Below are 17403 nucleotides of genomic sequence, written 5' to 3' on the forward strand. Positions count from 1 at the left end.
TCAGGTTCGCTCATTAGGAAGTAGGCATCAGATCAGCGATGCAACCCAGATGTAGGAGGCTAGTGATGGCAGTCAACGCAGCGCCGTCCGGGGAAGCGCCGGCCGGTCGGTTGGCAGGCCGGTGGGTGCCGTGGTTAGTGATTGGCCTGTGGCTGGTGCTGGAAGCGTTCATGGTGCCGCTGAGCGGAAAGTTGAGTTCGGTCACCACCGACAGCGCCGCGGACACCCTGCCGGCAAGCGCCGAGTCCACCAAGGTCGCGGTACTGGACGACAGTCTCCCCGAGGGGGGCGACAACGAGTTCGTCTTCGTGTACCACCGCGCCGCCGGCATGACCGACGCCGACCGCGCGACGGTCGAGCGCCACTACAACACCCTTGCCAAGCGGTACGCGCCGAAGGCGACGGCGGCGGCCGACGAGGCCGACGAGGGCCCACCGACGAGCACTTCCACCGACCGCAAGGCGATGATGTTCACCCTCGAGGTGAGCACGACCTACGGCGGACCGGAGGACATCGTCGGCCCGTTGCGTGACGCCGCGAAGGACCGCCCCGACGGCCTGGAACTCGACGTGACCGGCCCGGCCGCGATCGACGGCGACATGGACACCGTCTTCGACGGCATCGACGTGCAGGTCTTGCTCACCACCATCGTCGTCGTCACGCTCCTGCTCATCATCACCTACCGCAGCCCGGTGTTGTGGCTCGTCCCGCTCGTGGTCGTGGGCGCGGCCGCACTGACCGCGATGGCGACCGTCTACCTGCTCGTCAAGGGCTTCGGCATCGTGGTCAACGACCAGAACTCGGCGCTGCTGACGATCCTGGTGTTCGGCGTCGGCACGGACTACGCGCTGTTGCTCATCGCTCGATATCGGGAGGCATTGCACCACCACGAGAACGTCCGGGTCGCGATGGTCCGCGCGCTGCGCAGCGCGGCGCCGGCCATCGTCGCGTCCGCGGCCACCGTGATCGCCGGCCTGCTTTGCCTGCTCGTCGCCGACCTGAACAGCACCAGCGGGTTGGGCCCGATCGGCGCGGCCGGCATCCTGTGCGCGCTGGTGGCCATGCTGACGCTGTTCCCGGCGGTGCTCGTGGTGCTCGGCAGGCGGATCTTCTGGCCGGCCGTCCCGCGGTTCAGCACGGCCACGGAGGAGAAGCCGGGGCTGTGGGGACGGCTTGGCGCCGCCATCAGCCGACGCCGGTGGGTGGCGACGCTCGGCTCGCTCGGAGTCCTCGGCGTGCTCGCCATCGGGCTGGCGGGCAACACCGGCAACCTGCGGGAGCAGGACCAGTTCCTGTCCGCGCCGGAGTCGGTCACCGGCTTCACCGTTCTCCGCCAGCACTTCCCGGAGCTCGGCGGCCAGCCGATGACGGTCTTCACGCGGCCGGCGCACCAGGAGCGGGTGCTCGACATCGTCAAGGACACTCGCGGTGTGGCCCTGGCCATCCCGGAGCAGACCAGCGGTGGCTGGGCCAACATCTCCGTGTTCCCGAAGGACGCGCCGGACACCGTCGCCGAGTACGACACGATCAAGCGGGTGCGCACCGCCGTGCACGCGGTGAGCGGGGCGGAGGCGATCGTCGGCGGGCCGAGTGCGGAGAACCTCGACACGGAGGTGACCACCAGCCGCGACGAGAAGCTGGTGATCCCGCTGGTGCTCGTCGTCGTCCTGATCGTCCTCGGGCTGCTGCTCCGAGCGATCGTGGCCCCGCTGGTCCTGATGGCCACCGTGATCGTCTCGTTCGCCGCGGCCTTCGGCGGCAGCGTGTTCGTCTTCGACACGATCCTCGGGTTCAAGGGCGTCGACAATTCGGTGCCGCTGCTGGCATTCCTGTTCCTGGTGGCGCTCGGCGTCGACTACAACATCTTCCTGGCCAGCCGGGCCCGGGAGGAGACCGTGCGCCTCGGCACCAGAGCGGGCATGCTCAAAGCCCTCTCCGCCACCGGTGGCGTCATCACCTCGGCAGGCCTGGTCCTGGCGGCCACGTTCGCGGTCCTCGCCACACTTCCACTGGTGATGCTGATCGAGGTCGGGTTCCTGGTCGCCTTCGGCGTGCTGCTCGACGCACTGCTGGTGCGGTCGGTCCTGGTGCCCGCCCTCACCCTGCTGATCGACCGGCGGATCTGGTGGCCGAGCCGGCTGTCGCGGCCGGCGGCGGAGCCGCCGGACGGCCCTCAGCCGCTCGCCGACGACGAGGAGCCCGCGCTGCAACGGTGAGCGCGGCGGCACGGACGAGATCCGGGACGGGGCCCCAGGCCCGTCCCGGATCTTTTCATGGGCCCGACGGTCGCCGCCCTTTGGTCCTGCGCCATGCGCCGGGGCCGGGGTCGGCGCATCGCGGTGTCCTGCCCCGACGGTGAGCCGCGCGGGGCCATGCCCGAGGGGCGCCGTCCCTCGTCCTGCGCCGCGCCGCCGGGGCGGGTCAGCGCACCGAGGTGTCCTCCCCGGCGCTGAGCCGCGCGATAGGGGCGGGCGGGGCCGCGGCCGGAAGATCGACCCGAAGCAGCGCGCCACCGCGTGCGGAGCGGGCAACGGTGGCCCGGCCGCCGTGGGCGTCGACAACCCGCTGCACGATCGACAGCCCCAGACCTGATCCCGGCAACGCCCGGGCGCTGTCGGCACGGTAGAACCGGTCGAACACCCGCGGTACGTCGGCGGCGTCGATGCCCGGCCCGGCATCGTCGACCTCGAGCACCGCCGACGCGCCCTCGGCCCGGAGCCGGACCTGGACCGGCTGGTCCGCGGGGGACCACTTGCCGGCGTTGTCGATGAGGTTGAGCACCGCCCGCTGAAGCGCGGCGGGACGGCCGCTCACCCACACGGAGGTCACGTCGAGCGCGACCTCGACGTCGGGCACGCGGGAACGCGCCCGGGTCACGGCGGCCACCACCACGTCGGCGAGGTCGAGCAGCTCGGTGTTCTCGTCGCTGACGTCACCGCGCGCCAGGTCGGTCAGCTCGGCGGCAAGGGTGCTCAACTCGGCCACCTGGGCGCCGAGATCGTTGAGGAGCCGGGTCCGGCTCTCCGCCGGCAGTGCGCTGTCCAGGGTGCCGCGCCGATCGAGCCGGATCAGCAGCTCGACGTTGAGGCGCAGGCTGGTGAGCGGGGTCTTGAGCTCGTGGGCGGCGTCCTCGGCGAGCAGCCGCTGGGCCCGCCGGGAGTCCCGGAGCGCGGCGAGCATGTCGTTGATCGACTGGATCAGCCGCCGGATCTCCCCACCGCCCTCGTCCGGGATGTCGGCGTCGAGATCCCGGGTGTGCGCGACACGTACCGCGGCGGCGGTCAGCCGGTCGATCGGTGCCAGCCCGGTCCGCGCCACGGTCCGCCCGACAAGGGCGCCGCCGACCACGCAGAGCAGCCCGATCAGCAGCATGCCCAACCCGAACCGGTTGATCGGGCTGTCATCGGTGACGCGGGCCACCTGGACCGCGCCGTCGCCCGCCCGCAGCGTGTAGATGAGGTAGCCCTCTTCGTCGCTGTCGTTCGACTCCATCAGGTCGGCCGACGCGCCCTGCGCCACGCGCCCGGCTTGCTCGCTGACGGGGGGCAGCGCGGGTTGGCCGGCCGGCGTCCGGGTCGAGCCGTCGGGCAGGATGACCCGCACCAGCCGACCGGATCCGGGATACGGCGGTAGCTGGAACTGCGCCAGACCGACGCGCTGCGCGTTCGTCGCCAGGACGCGGGAGTCGGCGCGTAGCTGATTCTCGGCGGTGTCCCGCAGCTCCCAGTCCAGTAGCTCGCTGGCCACCTGGAAGGCCACGAACACGCTGACCGCGATGGCCGTCGCCGCGATCACCGTCAGCCTGGTCCGCAGGGACCGCCGGCGCCACCATCGGTTCAGCCGGCGCGGTTCCCGGCCGGCGGGCCCGCTCACGGAGGAGTCTCCCGCAACGTGTATCCCAGGCCGCGCAGCGTGTAGATCAATCGCGGCTCGCCCTCGGCCTCCATCTTGCGGCGCAGGTAACTCACGTACACCTGGAGGTTGTTGGCAGTGGCGCTCATGTCGAAGCCCCAGATCGCCTCGAACAGCGCGTCGCGGGTCAAGACCCGGGTCGCGTTGCGCATGAGGACCTGAAGGAGGGAGAACTCGGTCCGGGTCAGGCGCAGCGGACGCCCGCCACGCCACGCCTCGAACCTGTCGGGATCGAGCCGGACGTCGGCGAACGACAGGATCTGCGACTCCCCGTCGGTCGGCGTGCGCCGACGCAGCAGGGCTCGCACCCGGGCCAGCAACTCCTCGGTGGCGAACGGCTTGGGCAGGTAGTCGTCGGCGCCCGCGTCCAGCCCCGCGACCCGGTCGGAGACCTGGTCACGGGCGGTCAGCATCAGCACCGGCAGATCCCGACCCGCGGCCCGCAACCGCCGGCAGGTCTCCAACCCGCCGAGGCGGGGCATCATCACGTCGAGGATCAGCAGATCCAGCGTGTCACCGCCGGCCCCACCGACCCCGTCGAGCACGGCGAGACCGTTGGCGACGGTGCTGGTGTCGTAACCCTCGACCTGGAGCACCCGCTCCAGCGACTCACGGATGGCCACTTCATCATCCGCGATCATGATCCGCACGCCGGCCCGCCCCCTTCCAGCCGATACTTTTGCCGCTCATTTTCCCCGATCAACCTGAGACCAGTATTAGAGCGTCGCTGGGGACCTCGCTCTTAGCTTAAAGATCAGAACCTGTCCCGCTTCCCTGTTTCGGCCGGGTCCGTGGGCATCGGACTTACGGGACCGGGAGGACAACCCTGCGGCCGTGGGGGCGTCCGCGAGCGTCCATGACTCGACGGCGGTCTGAACCTGGAGCACGCGGGCGCAGGCTCTCAGGGATGCGGATAGGCGAGCTGTCCAAGCGCACGGGCGCGAGTCCGCGCTCATTGCGGTACTAGGCAGAGCAGGGCCTGCTGACCAGCTCACGCTCCGACGCGGGGCAGCGTCACTATTCCGATGCTGCGGTCCAGCGCGTGTCACTCATCCGACAGCCGTTCGACTCGGGTATGCCAAGCCGGGTGATCGTGACTGTGCTGCCGTGCGTGGACGTCCGGGGTGACCTGGGCGTCGCCGAGGAGACGGTCACGGCGATGATGCGCGAGCGCGACCGGATCGACGCCGACATCGCCCACCTGATCGAGACCCGGAAGGCACTCAACGTACTGATCAGGGCCAACAGCGGGCACCGGGCAGAGCTGTCCACGGCCCCGGAACCGGTGGCGCAGTCGGCCTGATGCTGTGATCTACATCTCATCCGGTTGCCCCTCACGTCGATGTCAGAGGTGAGGATGGCGACAACGCCCGGATTCACCGGGTCGGTATACGAGAGGCGGCGGAAGATGGGGCAGGCGTGGGGTTTCGGTAGGTATGGCGGGCCCGAGGTGCAGGAGTTGTTCGATCGTCCCGATCCCGTCCCCGGTCGCGGCGAGGTGCTGATCCGGGTCGACGTCGCCGGCGTGAATCCCCTCGACCACCTTCTGCGTTCGGGTCTGGTCGACGGGCTCGACGGCGGGCGTCCGTTTCCCCGCGTGCTGGGCATGGAGGCAGCCGGAACGGTTCTCGCCCGGGGCGAGGACGTCGACGGGCTCGATGTGGGTGACGCGGTCTTCGGCTTCGCACTCACCGGTGGCGGCACTTACGCCGAGACCACGGTGCTGTCCGCGCCGAACACCGCGCGCATCCCGGAGGGGCTGTCCGCGACCGTGGCGGCAACGCTGCCAGTGGCCGGGACGACCGCGGTGGACGTGCTCGACCAGCTCGGCCTCCCGGCCGGTGCCACGGTCTTGGTCAACGGGGTCGGGGGCGGGGTCGGCCTCGCGGTCGCCCAGCTGGCTATCGGGCGCGAGCTGCGTGTGATCGGCATCGGGAGTACCGCCAAACGCGAGCACGCCGAGGCCATCGGGGCGCGGTTCATCGATTACACGGCCGAGGATGTCGCCGCCGCGGCACGCGAGCTGGTTCCAGGCGGCTTCGACGGGATCGTCGACCTGGCCGGAGGCACCTCGCTGCGGACGGTCGCTCCGCTTGCCCAGGATCCCCGAAACGTCATCGCTGTGGGAGATATGTCTGTGCCCGATCTCGGTGGGCGTTTCGTCGAGCGTCGCGTCGACCGGGAGAACCTGGAGCGGTCGGCCCGGCTGGCCCTCGACGGACTCCTCGCACCCGTAATCACCGCGGTCCATCCGCTCTCCGACGCCCCGGCCGCCCTCGCCACCGTCGAGGACGGTCACACTTCGGGCAAGGCTGTCATCAAGGTGGCATGAGGAGTGCCCGGCCGTCTGAAAGAGGGCGGTGTGCGCCCAGGGGTGCTGTTCACCCGCGGCGATGGCGACGAAGCCCGACTCCCGGCTGTGCGACAGGACGATCTGCGCCTCAGCCATGGACCAGGTCCGCACCGCGGCGCAGGACGCCGCGCAGGCTTCGGCCGTCGCCGTCTGTGGAGCTCACCCGTCACCGGGTCTTCCTTGGGATGCGCGGTCATCGCCGTGCGCAGCCGCCCGTTGAAGTCATGGGCGCCGACCGTTTGCAGGTCCGGGGTGAGCTCGAAGGGGAAGTTGACCTCGCACAGGGCGAGCAGGCGTCCGGCGTGCTCGATGACGTGGGTCCCCGCGGTGCTCACGGTCAGGTCCGGGCCGCGCTCGGTCATGTAGGGAGCGCCCTCCAGCGCGGGCGTGTGCACCCAGCGGTTGCGATACCACTCGGCGTGTCCCTCGCGGAGCCGGATCCCGTGGACCATGCCGCTGCCCTTGAACCAGTGGGTGGAGGGTGACACCGGGCTTGGGGTTGTGGCTGTTGCGGATCAGACGGCCGGTCAGCTCCGGCGGCAGGGTGCCGTCCACGGCGAGGCCGGTTGCGGTGATCTCGTCGGCGACGGGGGTGTAGTGGCCGGTCAGATCCCGGCTCGTTGCTCATGCTCAGGCCCTCCAATTTCGTTGTCGTGCGTGGTGTTTGCTGTCTGCTGGGTGCTGTGTCGGGTGTCTCAGGGCGTCTGCTCGGCGCGGGCCTTGAGACGGTCGAGCCAGCTCTCCAGGGAGGTCCTCAGGGCCGTGGCGAGTTCTTCGGGCGCGGCGTCGACGGGCGCGCCGCTCCAGGACTCCTCGGTGCGGACCACGACGCGGTCGCCGTTCTGCTCGAAGGCCCATGCGTGGATGCCGACGATGCCCTCGACGGTCCCGCCCCAGACGATCCGCTGTCCGGGGAGGAGTTCGTGGATGGTGGAGGTGATGGTCAGCCCGTGGGCGTCCTCCCGACCACGGCGGCCGCTTCCACGACGCCGCCCCGACAGGACCAGGCGGCCCACTGCACACCGACCGCCTGATCCAGCACTCCGACCGCCCGACCCACCCGATCCACCACCACCGACAGGAGAAGCCCATGCACACCATCGATTCCACCGCCCCGTCGTCGTCAGCCTGACGACCACCATCGACGCCCCGCTCGCCACTGTCCGGTCGCTGCAACACCGACATCGACAACTGGCCGGTGTGGAACGCCGGCATCGACCAGGCCAAGCTCAGCGGGACAGCGGCGGTCGGCACCGACTTCACCTGGCACACCGGGGCGGTGAAGGCCTCGGGGTCGCGGTTGGCCGCGCCGATCATGCAGGAGACGGTGGCCCCGGGCTGGGACGGTGGTGCCGGCGAACTCTGCGTCCCTCTCGGACTGGCGGGGTACGAGCTGGACCGGCGGGGTGTAGCGCAGGGTCTCGGCGATCGCGGCGGGCAGCAGGGTCGGGTCCTCGCGGACCTGGGCCAACTTCGAGCACGTGGCCCAGACGTCCTCACGCGCCGGGCGGGACCGCCGACGACACCTCGGTCAGGAGTCGCTGCACCTCGGCGCCCCAGCGCGAGACGATCACCAGGTCGCGGGCCGGGTCCACCCACAGCAGGTGGTTTCCGCCGTTGCCGCGGGCGCAGCGGCCCGTGCGCGGGGCCCGGGGCCACACCGTGCCGTCGTCGTTGAGCCACCAGGACAGGCCGTACTCGGGCTTGACCGGGCAGGGCGACCACAGTTCCTCGATCCAGCGGCGCGACAGGACCTGACGCCCGCCCCAGGTCCCGCCGCGCAGGCACAGCAGGCCGATGCGGGCCAGGTCCGAAGCGCTGATCCACAGGCCGCCGCCCCAGTGCGCGCCACCCGAGACGACCTGCATCTCGGTGCCCGCCCACTCGATCACCGAGTTCTCGTAGCCGTGCCAGGACCAGTCGGCGGAGGCGCCGATCGGCGTCATGACCCGTTCGCGCAGCACGTCCGGCAGGGCACGGCCGAACAGAACCGTGAGGGCCAGCGCGGTCAGGTTCACGCGGACGTCGTTGTAGGCCCAGCCGGCGCCGGGCGCTCCGCCCGCCGACTCGGTGCCCTCACGGGTGCTCTGCGCGTCCACCCACGTCGGCTTGGACCACAGCTCGCCCTCCCACTGGCTGGTCTGGTCCAGCAGATGGCGCCAGGTGATCGCGCGCCCGTGGGCGGTGCCGAACTCCGGCAGATCCACCGACTGCGCCACCGGTTCGTCCAGGCGCAACAGCCCGTCGTCGAAGGCGACTCCCGCCACCAGCGACAGCACGCTCTTCGTGGCGCTGAAGGCCATCTCCGCCCGGGTCGGATCGCCCCACGAGGCAAGGATCGCGCCGCGCCGCACGACGACCCCCGAGGCCCCGTGCCCGTCCAGGAGCGGACCCAGGACCTCGCGATGGGAGGCGTCCGACACCTGGCGGGCGAGGTACGACGCCATGTCGTCGACGCCCGGCACCGACCGCTCCGCCTGGGCCATCACGGCCCGCGCGAGGGCCGGTTCGTCGACGCCCTCCCAGGGGGCGACGGTGCGGTCCGCCTCCTCCAGGAACTCACCGTCGTTGCGCGATGTCACCGCGTCCATGCACAACCTCCGCCGCCCGTCGGCACAGAGGTCTGCTCAACCACTCGCCGGACTGTCTGCTCTTGCGCGGAAGTTGGGCGAGCCCGCCGCTGCCTGGACGGATCCGGGCCCTCACTGATCATGACGCTGCCGAGGTTAACAACCGTCCGGCTGACCGCCCGCCCTCGGAGGTGGCCAGCGGCATCCTCGCCCCGGTCCGAGGCGTGCCGTCGACGGTGGCCCTGGTTCGCCGCGGTCCGGCGGGTGCCCGGGCCGCGGCGAGGGGTGGCCGACGGCCGGGGATCAGGATCCGGTGAGAGAGATGGCCAGGTCCGTGATGTTCAGCGGGAACTGGCCGATGGAGGTGGCCTGGCCGGTGAAGACGTTGACGCTGTACAGCGAGGGGGTACCGGCGCCGTACGGGGTGAGGGTGGCGAAGGCTGCGTTGTCGACCGTCTTCCCGCCGGACAGGGTGCTGTAGATGTCCATCCCGGCGTTGATCCCGGCGTCGATGCCGAGGCTGCCGGTCGGGGCGAGCGTGCCGTTGTTCGCCGGGGACTGGAGGACGACCTGGTCGGTGGTCGTGTTGATGTCGACCAGCGTGGTCGCGGTGGCCGCGTTGAGATCGTTGTTGGTGTAGGCGGCGGCCGAGACGCCCTTGGTCGTGCCCTCGGTCGGCGGGGTGGTGAGGTTCAGGTCCTGGATGGTGCTGTGGTCGTTGAGGTTGTGCCGCAGGTTCTGGCCGTTGTCGCTGATCACACGCAGGCGGTCGGCCGCCGGGTTGAAGTCGACGCCGAAGTTCGCGCCGTTCAGCGCGTACTGGAGCTGGGACACCTTGGTGACCACGACGTCCGTGGTGGCCGGCGGGGTCTTGATCGTGTAGATGCCGCCCTTGTTGCCGACGCCGTACATCAGACCGTCCTGCACCCGGAAGTCGATCCCGATCAGTCCCGTGTCGCCGCTGAGGCCGGTGACGACCCTGACCCAGTCGAGGACCTGCGGCCGGTCGGTCCAGAAGGTGGCCATCAGGGTGCCGTCGCCGCTGATGCCGAACGCGCGCAGGCTGGGCGTGGCGGTGGGGGCGGCGGTGGCGGCCGAGCCGGTGGCCGGGGTGCCGAGCATCAGTGCTGTCGACGTGACCATGACCGCGACCGCCGCCATGACTCTCTTTCGCGTGCTTGTTTTCATCGGAGTTTCCCTCCCGTTTGGGCGGGCGCCGTTCGAGGCGCCTGGCCGAGAATTCCGTGCTGCTGCCCGTGCTGATTACCGCGGTGCTGCCGGAGTGGCGTCGGAATGATTCCGGCCGTGTTCCTCCTGGAGCCTGCGCACGGTTCTCATTAAGGCCGCTTCACAGTTCCTTCACAAGCAGGTTGGTTGACGAGAACGCCCCGATCCGGGAATTTTGCGCACGGTGACAAAAGCCCGGTCGATATGTTTGCCGCCGTTTTGTGCGCAGTGATGAATGCCGTCCGGATCTCCTCTGTCCCGCCCTTCGTCCGCGATGGCAGGCTCGCCTCCATGGGGAGCCTCTTCGCCGAACTGGCCCGGCAGGCGTCGACCAACGCCCGCCGGGAGGTCGAGACATACGCACGTGAGATCCCGGAGTTCGGGTTCCTGGAGAAGGATTCCCGGGCACGGGCCGAGACGCTGGAGTACTCGATGTGGTTCCGGCGTCGCACTGTCGAACTGTCGCCGGACAACGACGAGTTAAGCGGAGATGACCTCGGCTACATCGCGTCGATGGGGGAGCTGCGGGCCGGCGCCGGGATGTCGCTCGACGCCCGGCAGCGGGTGCTGCGCGTGCACACCGCGCTCATGCTGCGCGAGATCAACGAGGCCACCGAGGCCCAGCGCGGCGGCGATGTCGACGAGCTCATGCGCATGATGGCCTGGTTCGCCCCGCAGGGCGAACGCGGTATCGGCGCCTACCGTCAGGGATTCGTGCGCGTACTGCGCCGCCGAATTCCGTATACCGTGCAGGTCGCGCTGCTGGCCCGGTCATTGCTGAACGGAGATCCGATTTCGGCGGAACTCGCAGAGGCCGTCGGCATGGAACTTCCGGATCACTGGGCGGTGACCGTGTTCCGCCTTCCGCACCGCCCCACCGTCGATCGTTTCCTTGAAAGCGAGATCGGTGCGCTGGCGAAGAGCCACCAGGTGCCGGTCATGTGGGGGCCGGAGGGCGGCGAGGGCGGCGGAGAGCTGATCGCCCTGATTCCCCTGTTCGGTGTCGGCGCGGCAGCGGAAAATGCACCGCCGCCCATCGCTTCCGATCTCTTGCCCGACCTCACCCCCGATCACCTGCATGATCTCGTACGGGACTTCGCCCGCGCGCTCGGCCGCCCCTGCGCCGTCGGCACGGCCACCGCGCCGCAGCCGGAGCTGGCCGGCGCCCTGGACCGCGCCCGGCGGATCAGCCGGGCAGCCCCGCTGTGCCGGGCCGTTGTCCGGCTGCGGGCGCACACGCTGGCGGACGTGTTCGTCGAACTCGCCGTCGCGGACGTGCCGTTCGTCGACGACTGGCTTCGCACGGTGTCCCACCGCCTGGAGACCGGCCCCGACCTCCTCGCCACCCTCGACGCGTACTACCGCCACGACATGCGCCGAGGTGCCACGGCGACCGCGCTCAACGTCCACACCCGCACCCTGGACTACCGCCTGCGCCGGGTCCGCGAGCTCACGGGCATCGACCCCGGCTCGACCCGGGGCGTGCGCACGCTCAGCGCCGTTGTCACGCGGTGTCTGTCGGGGGCGTGGCGCTGAGCGCGTGGGACACGTCGGACAGGTGGGCTCTGTTCCCTCACCGAGGGTGATGCGTCCCCGTCCCCTACCCCTCCGTACTCGCCGCCCTCGCGACGGGCGGCGAGTCTTGGGCGAGGAGGGCCGAGCAGATCTCCCCGGCGCGTACCGCGGTGGTGGACAGCAGGGTCGAGGTGAGGCCGTGGGTGTGTTCGGTGCCGCCCTGGAGGTAGATGGCGGCGGTGACGTTCGGGGCGGTCTCGACACGGTGGTCACGGCCTACGCGCAGGGCATCCTCCTCGTCGCGCAGGCAGAGCTTGGCGAGTTCGCCGAGCCGGTCGCCGATGCCCTGGGGCTGGTAGCCGGTGGCGTAGACGAGCAGGTCGCAGCCGAGGATCTCGCGCTCTCCCGTGGGCAGGAACTCCACCGTCACCCGGACGTCGTCCGGGCGGGTGTCGACCTCGCGGATGCGGGAGACGTTCATCATCCGCAGCCGCTGCCTGCCCTGCACCTTCTCCTGGTACATCGTCCTGGACAGCGACTCGATCAACTCCATGTCCACCACGGAGTAGTTGGTGCTCCGGTGGTAGTCGAACAGCGACCGTTTCACCTCGCGCGGCGCGTCGTAGTACACGTCGACGGCCTCGGGGTCGAAGATCCGGTTGGCGAAGGGGCTGTCGTCGGCGGGCGTGTAGCCGTACTTGGCGAAGACGGAACAGATCTCGGTGTCGGGGAAGTTGCGGTGCAGGTAGTCCACGGCTTCCGCGGCGCTCTGGCCCGCGCCGAGGACGACGGCCCGGCGCACCGGGGCACCCGAGCGCAGGAGTTCGTCCACACGGGGCAGCAACTCGCTGGTGTGCCAGACCCGTGAGGACAGGGCGGCGCCCGGCGGCAGGTGGGGCTCCAGACCAGTGGCGACGCACAGGGCGCGGGTGCGGCGTACGGTCATCCGCTCCGGGGCCGCCGGGTCGCGGCTGGTCACGTCGAAGAAGCGGATCTCGCCGGCCTCCGTGACGGGTCGTACGGCGACGACCTCGGCGGAGTACTCGACGAGGTGGTCGACGCGGGCGGCGGCCCACTCGAAGTAGTCATGGAACTCGATGCGCAGGGGGAAGAGCGTCTTCTGGTTGAGGAAGTCGACCAGCCTCCCGCGGTCGCGCAGGTAGCACAGGAAGCTGAAGTCGCTGGCCGGGTCACGCATCGTCACCAGGTCCTTGAGGAAGGACACTTGCATGGTGGCGTCGTCGATCAGCATGCCGCGATGCCAGCCGAACCGCGGCTGCCGTTCGAGGAATCCGGCGCGCAGGCCCGCTCCTTCAGCCGGTGTCGCACCGTGCTCGTGCAGCGCGATGGCCAGCGCGAGGTTGGATGGGCCGAAGCCGATACCGAGAACGTCGTAGATGGAGTCCGGCCCACTGAGCAGCTTCGTCACCGCGTCATCGCCTCCTGTTGAGGGAGAGCACAGGTTTTCCTCAGAAGGAACACAGGCTCCCCAAGCAGGCACATGCTAGATAAGGTTAGCCTTACCTAGCAATGGCTGAGGAGGGCTCATATGCGGGTCGTCATGTTCGGCTACCAGACGTGGGGTCACCGGACTCTTCAAGCTCTGCTCGATTCCGAGCACGACGTGGTCCTGGTCGTCACCCATCCCAAGAGCGACCACGTGTACGAGCGGATCTGGAGCGACTCGGTCGCCGACCTGGCCGAAAAGCACGGGGTACCCGTGCTGTTGCGCAACCGGCCGGGCGACGACGAGTTGCTGCGGGTGCTCAAGGAGGCCGCGCCGGACCTCATCGTGGCGAACAACTGGCGCACCTGGCTGCCGCCGGAGATCTTCGACCTGCCACCGCAGGGCACGCTGAACATCCACGACTCGCTGCTGCCCGCCTACGCCGGGTTCTCCCCGCTGATCTGGGCGCTGATCAACGGCGAGCGGGAGGTGGGTGTCACCGCCCACCGCATGGACGGTGAACTCGACATGGGGGACGTGCTGGTGCAGCGCTCGGTGCCGGTCGGCCCCGACGACACCGCCACGGACCTCTTCCACCGCACGGTCGACCTCATCGGCCCGCTGGTCAAGGAGTCACTGGACCTGATCGCCTCCGGCAAGGCGGTGTGGACCCCGCAGGACCGCTCCAGGTCGAGCTTCTTCCACAAGCGGTCGCTGGAGGACAGCCGGATCGACTGGACGTGGCCGGCGCAGGACCTGGAGCGTTTCGTCCGGGCCCAGTCCGACCCGTATCCCAACGCCTTCACCTTCCACCGGGGCGAGCGCCTGCGGATCGTCTCGGCAGCGGTCTCCGAGGGACGCTACGGCGGCACACCGGGGCGGATCTTCATCCGTGAGGGCGACGGGGTCGTCATCGTGGCCGGTGCCGAGGCACGCTCCGGGCGGCTGCCCGGCCTGGTGGTCAGGCGGGTGCGCACGGAGGACGGGACCGAGCACGCCGCGACGGACTACTTCCGCACCATGGGCGGCTACTTGACCGCCCGTCCGTAGTCCGGCAGGGCACTCGACGCCCGACGGCGGCCGTCGTCCGGAGGCACCCGAATCCGGGGTGCCTCCGGATCAGCCGGCGGCACCCGGTACGGCAACGGCGGCCGGGTCGGCTCCCTCGTGGTGGCGGCTGATCGGCACCACCATCGGCGTACGGCTGACCGGGTCCTCGCCGACCACGCACCGCAGCCCGAAGACCTCCTCGACCGTCGCCGCCGTGACGACCTCGGCCGGGGTGCCCTCGGCGACGATACGGCCCGCCTTCATGGCGACGATGTGGTCGGCGTACCGGCAGGCCTGGTTGAGATCGTGCAGCACCATCACGACGGTGCGGCCCTGATGCCGGTTGAGGTCGGTCACCAGGTCGAGCACGTCGATCTGGTGGGCGAGGTCGAGGTAGGTCGTCGGTTCGTCCAGCAGCATCACCGGGGTGCCCTGCGCGACGGCCATGGCGATCCAGGCGCGCTGCCGCTGCCCGCCGGAGAGTTCGTCGACGGGCCGGTGGGCGAGGTCGCTCATCGCGGTGGCACGCAGCGCCTCGTGCACGGCCTCCTCGTCGGTGGACGACCACTGCCGCCACCACGTCTGGTGCGGTGAACGGCCGCGTCCCACCAGGTCGATGACGGTCAGTCCCTCGGGGGCCACCGGCGACTGCGGCAGGATGCCCAGCCGCTGCGCGAGGGCCCGGGTGGGGATCGAGTGGATCGAGCGTCCGTCGAGGTGGACGGCGCCGCTCTTGGGGGTCAGCAGCCGGGCGAGTGCACGCAGCAGGGTGGACTTGCCGCAGGCGTTCGCGCCGACGATCACCGTGATCCGGCCGGAGGGGACCGTCAGATCGAGATCCTCGACGACGACCCGGTCGTCGTACGCCAGCCGCAGGCCCTCGGCGCGCAGCTCGGGGCCCTCGCCGGAACTCCCGTACGCCGTCTGGTACTTCGATGTCACGTCTTCAGCCTCCTGAACCGGCGCGGTTGGCGCGGACGAGCAGCCACAGCAGTACGGGGGCGCCGAGCACGCCCGTGACGATCCCGACCGGGAGCTCGGTGTCCGGGATGAGCTTCCGGGCGGCCAGATCGGATACGAGCACCATCACGGCGCCGGTCAGTCCGGCGGCCACGGGCGGCGGGGACGACGTGCCGGTGAGCCGCTGGGCGACCTGCGGGGCGGCGAGCGCCACGAACGCCACCGGCCCGGCGGCCGCCGTCCCGAACGCCACCAGCGCGACGGCGACGAGCAGCACCGCCACCCGCACGGTCTGCACCCGCGTGCCGAGCCCCCGGGCGACGTCGTCGCCGAGCTCCAGGGTCCGCATCAGCCGCCCGAGGAGCAGCGCGACCGGCAGGAGCACGGCCAGGGTCACGGCGAGCGGGGTGATCTGCTGCCAGGTGCGGCCGTTGAGGTTGCCGACCAGCCAGCCCAGCGCGGCCTGGGCCTGGAAGCGCTGACCGTGTGCCAGGAGGTAGTCCGTGACGCTGGTGCAGATCCACGCGATGCCCACGCCGACCAGGACGATCCGGTAGCCGGTGGTGCCCCGCTTCCACGCCAGGACGTACACCAGCAGGGCCGCGGTCAACGCGCCCAGCAGCCCGAGCGCCTGGGTGCTCAGGCCGCCGTCCCAGCCGAGGACGATGCCGGCGACCACGGCCACTCCGGCGCCCTGGGTGATGCCCATCATGTCGGGGCTGGCCAGCGGGTTGTGCGTCATGGCCTGGAGCAGGGCGCCGGAGACGCCGAACGCGATGCCGACGAGCAGTCCGGCCAGGGAGCGCGGCAGGCGCAGTTCGTGGACGATCAGCTCGGTGCCGGGGTCGCCCGCGCCGACCAGGGCCCGCATCACGTCGCCGAGGGGCAGGGAGATGTCCCCGACGGACGTCTCCACGCAGAACGCCAGGAAGGCGAGCACGGCGAGCGCCAGGCACACGGCGAGCATGCGGGGCCGCAGGATCCCGGAGACCGGCGGCGCGGTGAGGCGGAAGGCGATCCGGTGCGCCGCACGGGGCCCGGGCGGCCGGTCCGCGGGATCCTTCGGGCCCGGGGCGGCGGCAAGTTCGGTGGTCATGGGCTCACGGCTCCGTGGAAGGGCGCGTCCGTGGTGGGGCGCGGCTGCGTGAGTCGGGGTGGGCGGTCCGGTGCGATCGGGCTCAAGGCCCCGTGTGGGGGAACGTCCGTCATGGCTCACAGCTCCGCGAGTCGGCGCCGGCGGACCAGCGCGATGAAGAACGGGCCTCCGATGAAGGCGACCAGAATTCCGGCCTGGATCTCCACCGGCCGGGCGATCAGACGCCCGGCGATGTCGGCGGCCAGCAGCAGACAGGGGGCCAGCACCGCCGACAGGGGCAGCAGCCAGCGGTGGTCCGGGCCGACCCCGGCCGACTGGGCGAGCACACGGGCGATGTGCGGTACGACCAGGCCGACGAAGACGACGGGCCCGATCACGGCGACGGCCCCACCGGTGAGCAGGGTGACGGCCACCACGCCCTGCACCCGGATCAGCCCGAGCTTCAGCCCCAGGGACTTCGCCACGTCGTCGCCGAGGGCGAGGCTGTTGAGGGCGGGCGCGCAGGCCAGCGCGAGGACGGCGCCGACGGCGAGGAACGGCAGCACCCGCAGCACCACTTCGTCGTTCTGGTTCGCCAGCGAACCCGCCGACCAGAAGCGGTAGCGGTTCAGGGCGTCGGGGTCGGTGAGCGCGACGGCACTGGTCAGCGAGAACAGCAGGGAGGTGACCGCGACGCCGGCCAGGGCGAGTTTCACCGGGGTCGTACCCGACCGCCCGAGCCCGCCCAGGAAATAGACCAGGACGCTCGCGGCCAGTGCCCCGGCGAAGGCGAACCAGATGTAGCCGTACACCGAGCCGACTCCGAGCAGCCCGACCGAGAGGACGACGGCGAAGGCGGCCCCCGCGCTGACACCCAGGATGCCCGGATCCGCGAGGGGGTTGCGGGTCAGTGCCTGCATCAGTGCCCCCGACAGGCCCAGAGCGGCGCCGGTGGCGAGGCCGAGGGCGGTGCGCGGCAGCCGTACGGACCAGATCACACTGTCGATACGGGAGTTGGGCGGGTCGCCGAGCAGGGTGTGCCAGACCTGGTCGAGTGGAACGCCGAGCGCGCCGAAGGCCATCGACAGCGCGCACAGCACGAGGAGCGCCGCGCAGGACAACGCGAGCAGGAGTACCGCGCGGGGGCCTTTCGCCGCCCGGACCGCCGAGGTCCCCACGTATCAACTTCCTTCGGTCAGCCTTGCCTTACCTGTCACGGACTGTAAGACCAGTGGGTCTGTGGGCCCATCCCCTTGCGGAAATCTGTGATGAGTCTGTGAAATTAGGTAACCCT

At 70.5% G+C, this 17403-nt stretch carries 15 protein-coding genes and 1 pseudogene; 5 read left to right on the forward strand and 11 right to left on the reverse strand.

Annotated features, from left to right (window positions below; genetic code table 11):
- The first annotated feature begins 65 nt into the window (after positions 1 to 65).
- Entirely contained in the window at positions 66 to 2216 is a 2151-nt protein-coding gene (locus tag ACIQWG_RS02820) for an MMPL family transporter (RefSeq protein ID WP_404089491.1), read from the forward strand.
- Positions 2217 to 2421: 205 nt separating this feature from the next.
- On the opposite strand, the gene ACIQWG_RS02825 is transcribed toward ACIQWG_RS02820, so the two are convergent.
- A complete protein-coding gene (locus ACIQWG_RS02825; protein WP_404089493.1) occupies positions 2422 to 3873 on the reverse strand; it encodes an ATP-binding protein in 1452 nt (483 codons plus the stop codon).
- Positions 3870 to 4562 carry a response regulator transcription factor gene (locus tag ACIQWG_RS02830; RefSeq protein ID WP_404089495.1) on the reverse strand — a complete coding sequence of 231 codons (693 nt, stop codon included), beginning with the start codon at positions 4560 to 4562 and terminating at the stop codon, positions 3870 to 3872. The genes ACIQWG_RS02825 and ACIQWG_RS02830 overlap by 4 nt, the downstream gene beginning before the upstream one ends.
- Positions 4563 to 4894: 332 nt before the next feature.
- On the opposite strand from ACIQWG_RS02830, the gene ACIQWG_RS02835 reads away from it, so the two are divergent.
- Together ACIQWG_RS02835 and ACIQWG_RS02840 are read left to right on the forward strand one after the other, a co-directional pair.
- Complete coding sequence (locus ACIQWG_RS02835) at positions 4895 to 5215, forward strand: MerR family transcriptional regulator (RefSeq protein ID WP_404090774.1); 321 nt, start codon at positions 4895 to 4897, stop codon at positions 5213 to 5215.
- 54 nt (positions 5216 to 5269) lie between these two features.
- Entirely contained in the window at positions 5270 to 6244 is a 975-nt protein-coding gene (locus tag ACIQWG_RS02840) for an NADP-dependent oxidoreductase (protein ID WP_404089497.1), read from the forward strand.
- Positions 6245 to 6417: 173 nt separating this feature from the next.
- On the opposite strand, the pseudogene ACIQWG_RS02845 reads toward ACIQWG_RS02840, so the two are convergent.
- The 5 genes and pseudogenes from ACIQWG_RS02845 to ACIQWG_RS02865 form a co-directional block, all read right to left on the reverse strand.
- A pseudogene (locus ACIQWG_RS02845) lies at positions 6418 to 6874 on the reverse strand (carotenoid oxygenase family protein); the annotation flags it as partial.
- An 86-nt stretch (positions 6875 to 6960) separates the two neighbouring features.
- Positions 6961 to 7281 carry a hypothetical protein gene (locus ACIQWG_RS02850; RefSeq protein ID WP_404089499.1) on the reverse strand — a complete coding sequence of 107 codons (321 nt, stop codon included), beginning with the start codon at positions 7279 to 7281 and terminating at the stop codon, positions 6961 to 6963.
- 107 nt (positions 7282 to 7388) lie between these two features.
- Positions 7389 to 7736 (reverse strand): cytochrome P450, encoded by a 348-nt coding sequence (locus ACIQWG_RS02855; protein WP_404089500.1) that lies wholly within the window; start codon positions 7734 to 7736, stop codon positions 7389 to 7391.
- Between the two features lie 25 nt (positions 7737 to 7761).
- Positions 7762 to 8856, reverse strand: coding sequence for a serine hydrolase domain-containing protein (locus tag ACIQWG_RS02860; RefSeq protein ID WP_404089502.1), 1095 nt, complete (start codon positions 8854 to 8856; stop codon positions 7762 to 7764).
- Between the two features lie 282 nt (positions 8857 to 9138).
- Complete coding sequence (locus tag ACIQWG_RS02865; protein ID WP_404089503.1) at positions 9139 to 9996, reverse strand: DUF4394 domain-containing protein; 858 nt, start codon at positions 9994 to 9996, stop codon at positions 9139 to 9141.
- Between the two features lie 357 nt (positions 9997 to 10353).
- Between ACIQWG_RS02865 and ACIQWG_RS02870 the strand changes: the two genes are divergently transcribed.
- Positions 10354 to 11598, forward strand: coding sequence for a PucR family transcriptional regulator (locus ACIQWG_RS02870; protein WP_404089505.1), 1245 nt, complete (start codon positions 10354 to 10356; stop codon positions 11596 to 11598).
- A 64-nt stretch (positions 11599 to 11662) separates the two neighbouring features.
- Here ACIQWG_RS02870 and ACIQWG_RS02875 read toward each other — a convergent pair whose 3' ends face one another.
- Positions 11663 to 13006 carry a lysine N(6)-hydroxylase/L-ornithine N(5)-oxygenase family protein gene (locus tag ACIQWG_RS02875; RefSeq protein ID WP_404089507.1) on the reverse strand — a complete coding sequence of 448 codons (1344 nt, stop codon included), beginning with the start codon at positions 13004 to 13006 and terminating at the stop codon, positions 11663 to 11665.
- A gap of 120 nt (positions 13007 to 13126) precedes the next feature.
- Between ACIQWG_RS02875 and ACIQWG_RS02880 the strand changes: the two genes are divergently transcribed.
- The gene (locus ACIQWG_RS02880; RefSeq protein WP_404089509.1) at positions 13127 to 14074 is read left to right on the forward strand and encodes a methionyl-tRNA formyltransferase; all 948 of its coding nucleotides are present in this window, start codon (positions 13127 to 13129) and stop codon (positions 14072 to 14074) included.
- A 69-nt stretch (positions 14075 to 14143) separates the two neighbouring features.
- Here the strand turns inward: ACIQWG_RS02880 and ACIQWG_RS02885 are convergent, their stop codons facing one another.
- The 3 genes from ACIQWG_RS02885 to ACIQWG_RS02895 all read right to left on the reverse strand — a co-directional run bounded on the left by ACIQWG_RS02885 (position 14144) and on the right by ACIQWG_RS02895 (position 17287).
- Positions 14144 to 15016, reverse strand: a complete 873-nt coding sequence (locus ACIQWG_RS02885; RefSeq protein ID WP_404089511.1) for an ABC transporter ATP-binding protein — start codon at positions 15014 to 15016, stop codon at positions 14144 to 14146.
- 4 nt (positions 15017 to 15020) lie between these two features.
- Complete coding sequence (locus tag ACIQWG_RS02890) at positions 15021 to 16130, reverse strand: FecCD family ABC transporter permease (protein WP_404089513.1); 1110 nt, start codon at positions 16128 to 16130, stop codon at positions 15021 to 15023.
- A gap of 116 nt (positions 16131 to 16246) precedes the next feature.
- Positions 16247 to 17287, reverse strand: a complete 1041-nt coding sequence (locus ACIQWG_RS02895) for a FecCD family ABC transporter permease (RefSeq protein WP_404089515.1) — start codon at positions 17285 to 17287, stop codon at positions 16247 to 16249.
- Positions 17288 to 17403: the final 116 nt, after the last annotated feature.

It is taken from the genome of Streptomyces sp. NPDC098781 (assembly GCF_044759995.1).
Classification (GTDB): Bacteria; Actinomycetota; Actinomycetes; order Streptomycetales; family Streptomycetaceae; genus Streptomyces.

Coding starts and splice junctions, on each gene's coding strand:
- ACIQWG_RS02820 (WP_404089491.1), top strand. CDS start 66: ATGGCAGTCAACGCAGCGCCGTCCGGGGAAGCGCCGGCCGGTCGGTTG.
- ACIQWG_RS02840 (WP_404089497.1), top strand. CDS start 5,270: ATGGCGACAACGCCCGGATTCACCGGGTCGGTATACGAGAGGCGGCGG.
- ACIQWG_RS02860 (WP_404089502.1), bottom strand. CDS start 8,856: ATGGACGCGGTGACATCGCGCAACGACGGTGAGTTCCTGGAGGAGGCG.
- ACIQWG_RS02865 (WP_404089503.1), bottom strand. CDS start 9,996: ATGGCGGCGGTCGCGGTCATGGTCACGTCGACAGCACTGATGCTCGGC.
- ACIQWG_RS02870 (WP_404089505.1), top strand. CDS start 10,354: ATGGGGAGCCTCTTCGCCGAACTGGCCCGGCAGGCGTCGACCAACGCC.
- ACIQWG_RS02880 (WP_404089509.1), top strand. CDS start 13,127: ATGCGGGTCGTCATGTTCGGCTACCAGACGTGGGGTCACCGGACTCTT.
- ACIQWG_RS02890 (WP_404089513.1), bottom strand. CDS start 16,130: ATGACCACCGAACTTGCCGCCGCCCCGGGCCCGAAGGATCCCGCGGAC.